General features: G+C 42.7%; 6 protein-coding genes. 1 reads left to right on the forward strand and 5 read right to left on the reverse strand.

Features of this window, described 5'->3' with window-relative positions:
- Window positions 1-777, forward strand: a 777-nt coding sequence (locus Q0J48_RS06390; RefSeq protein ID WP_296242631.1) for an L-serine ammonia-lyase, iron-sulfur-dependent, subunit beta, incomplete at its 5' end; no start/stop codon positions are given.
- Here the strand turns inward: Q0J48_RS06390 and Q0J48_RS06395 are convergent.
- From Q0J48_RS06395 to Q0J48_RS07455, 5 genes are all read right to left on the reverse strand, one after another.
- The gene (locus Q0J48_RS06395; RefSeq protein WP_296242633.1) at window positions 774-1685 is read right to left on the reverse strand and encodes an AEC family transporter; all 912 of its coding nucleotides are present in this window, start codon (window positions 1683-1685) and stop codon (window positions 774-776) included. The two genes, Q0J48_RS06390 and Q0J48_RS06395, sit on opposite strands and share 4 nt — an antisense overlap.
- Window positions 1686-1737: 52 nt before the next feature.
- The gene (locus Q0J48_RS06400) at window positions 1738-2367 is read right to left on the reverse strand and encodes a hypothetical protein (protein ID WP_296242636.1); all 630 of its coding nucleotides are present in this window, start codon (window positions 2365-2367) and stop codon (window positions 1738-1740) included.
- Window positions 2364-3683 carry a M18 family aminopeptidase gene (locus Q0J48_RS06405; RefSeq protein WP_296242638.1) on the reverse strand — a complete coding sequence of 440 codons (1320 nt, stop codon included), beginning with the start codon at window positions 3681-3683 and terminating at the stop codon, window positions 2364-2366. Before Q0J48_RS06405 ends, Q0J48_RS06400 begins: the two co-directional genes overlap by 4 nt.
- 104 nt (window positions 3684-3787) lie before the next feature.
- Window positions 3788-5203 carry an amino acid permease gene (locus Q0J48_RS06410; RefSeq protein WP_296242641.1) on the reverse strand — a complete coding sequence of 472 codons (1416 nt, stop codon included), beginning with the start codon at window positions 5201-5203 and terminating at the stop codon, window positions 3788-3790.
- Between the two features lie 229 nt (window positions 5204-5432).
- A partial coding sequence (locus Q0J48_RS07455; RefSeq protein ID WP_366937070.1) for a hypothetical protein occupies window positions 5433-5516 on the reverse strand: 84 nt, incomplete at its 5' end.

Consider the following 5516-nt stretch of genomic DNA (forward strand, 5'->3'; position numbering starts at 1 on the left):
GATCAGTTTGAGGACGATACTCTGAACGCCTATATGGATAAGATCTTTGATGCCATGTTGGACTGTGTCGATAAAGGATTGAATACGATCGGCAAACTGCCGGGATCCTTAGAAATCGACCGCGTCGCCTCTGCCTTGAATCAAAGTGCTCACAGCTGTGATGATCCGATTGAAAGAAAAAGTCTTCTTTTGGCAAGCTATGCCTATGCTGCCAGTGAAGAAAATGCCGGTGGCGGCATGGTGGTCACCGCCCCGACCATGGGAAGCTGCGGTGTCTTGCCTAGTCTTCTCTATCATTATTATTATGACGAACAATATCCAAAAGATACTTTGATCCAAGGCTTGAAGGTGGCAGGACTGATTGGAAACTTGATCCAGCATAACGCAACGATTTCCGGAGCCAAAGCCGGCTGTCAGGCCGAAGTCGGTGCTGCCTGCAGTATGGGGGCCGCTTTTGTGAGCTCCTGTAATTTTGAAAACAATCAGCAGATCGAATGCGCTGCCGAGATCGGTCTTGAGCACCATTTGGGTTTGACTTGCGATCCGGTAGGCGGTTATGTCATGATCCCTTGTATCGAAAGAAATGCCGTTGCCAGCTTGCGGTCTTTGGATGCAGCCCGATTAGCCAAATACCTTCGCAACGTCAAGAAAAATCGGGTCAGCTTTGATATGGTCGTTAAGACGATGAATCTAACCGGAAGCAAATTGCCCTTCGAGCTGAAAGAAAGTGCCTTAGGAGGCCTGGCAATCGTCGTCCCTACAAAAAAGAACGGCTAAAACCGTTCCAATAAAAGAAAGATGATCGGTAAAGTGATCATACTGAATAATGTTGAAACAAAAATGATCTTGGATGCAAATTCAGGATCTTTTTCATATCTTTGTGCCAACATCGCCGTTGTACTGGCTGCCGGCATAGCCGATAACAGAACACAGACATTTCGAACCATCGGATCTACCGGTAAAAAAATCAAGATCAGAAACAAGATCATTGGAATCACCAAGAGCCGCAACCCGCTATACAATAAAGAAAGCTTGTCTCCGATTTGATCCTTCGGCACATCACTCAAGATCCCGCCGATCACGATCATGCTTAAGGCGGTATTGCAGTTGCCGATGGCCGCAATCGTCGAATCTAAAAAATCAGGCAGATGAAGATCAAACATTCCTAAGACCATGACCACGACCCCGATGTATATGGCGACAATACAAGGATTGGTCATGACCTTGCGAATCACTTCTTTTCGATCTTGGCCGTCTGTATATAATGATAGGCCATAGCTCCACATGCAGATCCTTTGCGGAATCAAAAAAATGGAAGCGTATAAAAGTCCTGTCGCTCCAAAGGCACTTTGGGTGACCGGCATCCCCATAAATCCGGCGTTGGAGACCATCGTCCCATACTGTAAAGAAATCTTGCGATCATCATGGATCTGATTCCAGCACGTTGCACAAAAGATCCAATGGATCCCTTGGATCCCGATCGAGATCAAAAAGATCAAAGCCATCGAGACCAGAAGATCCTGATCCACTTCGATCTCAAAAGACTGGATCGTCGCACAAGGAAGAACGATCCATAATACGATGTTGGTCAGCTGTTTTCGGGTATGTGCCGAAAAATATCCCAGTTTTGATAAAACAAAACCGACCAGGATCAACAAAAATATCTCCAGCTGTAATGAGAACAAGATCTTCCCTCCTTAAAAAAGACCGCAGAGAGTTTTCTTTGCGGTCACTTTTCTAAAATCCTTTTAAGTATTTTTCAAACTTTCTTCTTTGAACATAATAGGAAATCACTAAGATGACCAAAGAGACATCGAACATGACAGGCAGCCACATCTTCAACAAGATACACATCACAAAGCTGGCAACATCCATATAGATATAATCTTTCAGCTGTTCATAGCTTTTTAAAAGACGCACCTTGATCCTCATATTCCGATAGAAGAAAACCAGTGCAATCGCTCCGACGATCGCATCCACGCTGAAGTTCACAACAAACTCTTGTGCAAGGATGGCCCGCAAGAAGAACAAGATCAGGGTTCCTGTCACAACGATTACGATCCCAGATAACTGGAATTTTGCCTTGTCTTCCTTCAGCAGATTTTCTTTCATTTTTTTGAACGATTGGCTTTTCGCCCAAGAGCGTACTTCTTTTCCCAAGTTTTTATCGAGCTTCCATTCAAGCCCCTCTTCCTTTGCCTTCTCTACTTGTTCCAAATAGTAGTTCGCATAGATGTTGCGAAGGGCCGGATTGGATTCTTTTTTCTCGATCACTTTTAAGATATCAATAAACTGTCGCTCTTCATCTCCCGCATCAGGCATCGGATGATGCGGGTTCAGCCAAGAATATTGTTTAAGATCGATCATTCAAAAACTGCTTTCTGTGCCTCGTCGATTTCAATGTTTGTGCTGAAGTAAGCTTTCAAAGCTTCAATCGCATAACCCGTATCCTTGATTCCGGCGGTTTCATAGCTGGAATGCATAGCCAGCTGCGGCAAGCCGATATCTACGGCATGTACACTGACTTGTGTATTTGAAAGGTTTCCTAATGTGGAACCTCCAACGACATCGGAACGGTTTGCGAATGTCTGCAAAGGAACACCCGCTGTGTTACAGATGCAAGTGAACAAAGCACGACTGAAGGCATCGGTTGTATATTTCTGGTTTGCACTTTCTTTGATCACTGGTCCTTTGTTCATCATTGAGCAATTGACCGCATCGGTTTTTTCAGGATGGTTCGGATGTACCGCATGCGCATTGTCGCAGCTGACCAAGAAAGACTTGCTGACGGCCTGATAGTAATCTTCCGCATCTTTTCCCAATCCTAAATTGATGCGCTGCAATGTATCGTACAAGAAAGTAGACATTGCACCTTGTTTCGTGTTGGATCCAACTTCTTCATTATCAAATACACAGCACACATTAACGGCATGCGCGTTTTCTGTTTCCAGGAATGCTTTCAAAGAAACAAAAGCGCATTGTAAGTCATCCAATTTTGGTGTAGAAACAAATTCATCTTTCAATCCCCAGATCACTGGTTTTTGACGATTCACCAAGAATAGATCTTTTGCCAAGATCTGATCCACTTCTACACCTAATTCATCGGCAACCATTTTATCAAAGTCACCTTTTTTCAATTCTCCCGTTGAGAACAATGGACAAAGGTCGATTTGGCGGTTGTATTTATAGCCATCGTTGATATTGCGGTTAAAGTGGATCGCAACGTTCGGAATGATCAAAATGTCTTTGTCGATATAAAGTAAGCGGCTTTCGATCTTATTGCCTTCCTGCACTAAAACACGTCCGGCAACGCTTAACGGACGATCGAACCAAGTAGAATCGATCATGCCTCCGTAAGCCTCTACATCTAAACGAAGGTATTCGTTGGGTCCGGTTAATTCCGGAACGCTCTTTACCTTATATGTAGGAGAATCCGTATGAGCGGCTGTCATCTGGAAATGATAATCGTCCAGGATGCTTCCTAATTTGAAAGCGATGATACTGGAATGATTGCGGATCGTATAATATCCTTCACCCTTTTCCAATCTCCAAGGCTCTCCTTCTGGCAAATATGTGAAGCCAGCTTCTTCCAAATAATCACGTACCGTTTTTACGGAGTGAAACATACTTGGACTGTTCTGGATAAAATCAATTAGTTCTTTTGAAATTTCAATATTATTCATGATAATTCCTCCTTCCCATATTCTAAACTATCCGACTGGAAAACTCAAAAAGTATTGCACAAAAAGAAAACGATTCCCGAAGGAACCGTTTTGAATCATTTTGATTAAGCGTTAGCGCCGTCTCTTTCGTCCTGTTTTCTACGGATAACAGGGAAGATCAAACCTAACAGAGTCAGAACGATTGGCGTTACAACGTTCAAGAACATTGTGAATGGATCTGGTGAATACATTCCTAATACAGAACATACTAATACAACTAAGAAACACCAAATACCGAATACTTTACCAATTCCTCTGTTCTTAACAAATTTGTATGCACGAGGGAATTTTTCATCAGCCACTTTACGAAGCATAAAGTAAGCAAAGAATACCCACAAATAACGAAGTGGCATACATACAGAGTTCAATTTGTTCAACTGTGCCAATACAGCAGCAGCACCTGGAACAACAGTCTGCGCAACGATAATAGCACCAGACAAGATCACTACCATCCAGATACCGTTAACAAAAGCACCATATTTGTTTTTCTTCAACAATTGTTTTGGAACACTCTGGCTTGTGATCGGGTCTTCCAACAACATACGAAGTGGAGCATCGATACTTACAACCAATGTTGAGAACTGACCGATTGCGTTACATGCAGCGTAAACGATCATCAACAAGTTACCTACACCGTAGTATTCACCCAATTTCTGGAATGCGATATAAGCACCGTTGGCAATGTAAGATTCCTGAGCTTCCGCACTGGCGAATACAACTTCTGGATCGAACATCATACCCATAGCGATCGTACCGAAGATAGCACATACGATAACCATGATTGCCGCAAAGATCATACTCTTAGGGAATTCACGAGCTGGATCGCCTTCCATCTTGTTAACATATGGAGAGATCTTTTCGATACCACCCACCGCAAATACTAAGATTGACAAGTTTGTGAAGTAACTTACATCGAATGTTGGAATCAGATTGTCTAAGCTGAAGTCCATGTTTACAAATCCACCGTTCGGATTGATCACTGGAGCAGCAAACATCATCAAGATGTAAAGAATACTCATAACAAACATACTAGAACCAGCTAAAGTAGCCAATTTCTTCAATGGGTTCAAACCACGGCTTGCTACCCAGCAGAAGAACAAGAATACGACGAATGTCGCAAGCTGAACATACAATGTTGGGAACGTATCATATGTTTCGGCATTCTGGAACACCATCCAGCTCAACGCTTTCAGACCACCAGAACCTTTTGAAGCAATGTACGTAACGTGACATGCCCAATACGTCCAACCAGCATAGTAACCTACTTTAGAACCTGCTGTTTCCTGAACCCAAGAGGTAACACCTCCGCCAAGATCCTTGAATGCAGAACCTAATTCACCAACCATCAATGCATATGGTACGAAGAATAGGACGAACATCAAGATCCAAGAGAACATTACCTGGATTCCGTTGAAGTACATGTAACCATTTACGACGTTACCAAATCCCCATAGAGTGGAGAAGCACATAAATGCTAGCATGTACCACTTGATTTTCTTTTGAGAATTATCCACTATTTACACTCCTTTCCCAAAGCAAACAAGTATATATATAATCACATATTTTTGCGTAATTGTCAAAAAACGGTGAAGTATTTCGCTATTTTATCCAAAAAGTGAAAACGAACCCTCAATAAATACAAGAAGAATCCAGCGCTGAAATCAAAAAAAAAGCCGCTGTTTCCAGCGGCAATGATTCATCCGTTAAAAATTAACCAATGATTTCAGTAACGTTTCCGGCACCTACAGTGTGTCCACCTTCACGAATAGAGAACTTAGTTCCGTTTTCGATAGC

It is taken from the genome of uncultured Faecalicoccus sp. (assembly GCF_944325745.1).
Lineage (GTDB): Bacteria > Bacillota_I > Bacilli_A > Erysipelotrichales > Erysipelotrichaceae > Faecalicoccus.

Excerpts from the sequence above, each read along its gene's own strand:
- Q0J48_RS06410 (WP_296242641.1), bottom strand. The coding sequence starts at position 5,203 with ATGCTAGCATTTATGTGCTTCTCCACTCTATGGGGATTTGGTAACGTC.
- Q0J48_RS06405 (WP_296242638.1), bottom strand. The coding sequence starts at position 3,683 with ATGAATAATATTGAAATTTCAAAAGAACTAATTGATTTTATCCAGAAC.
- Q0J48_RS06400 (WP_296242636.1), bottom strand. The coding sequence starts at position 2,367 with ATGATCGATCTTAAACAATATTCTTGGCTGAACCCGCATCATCCGATG.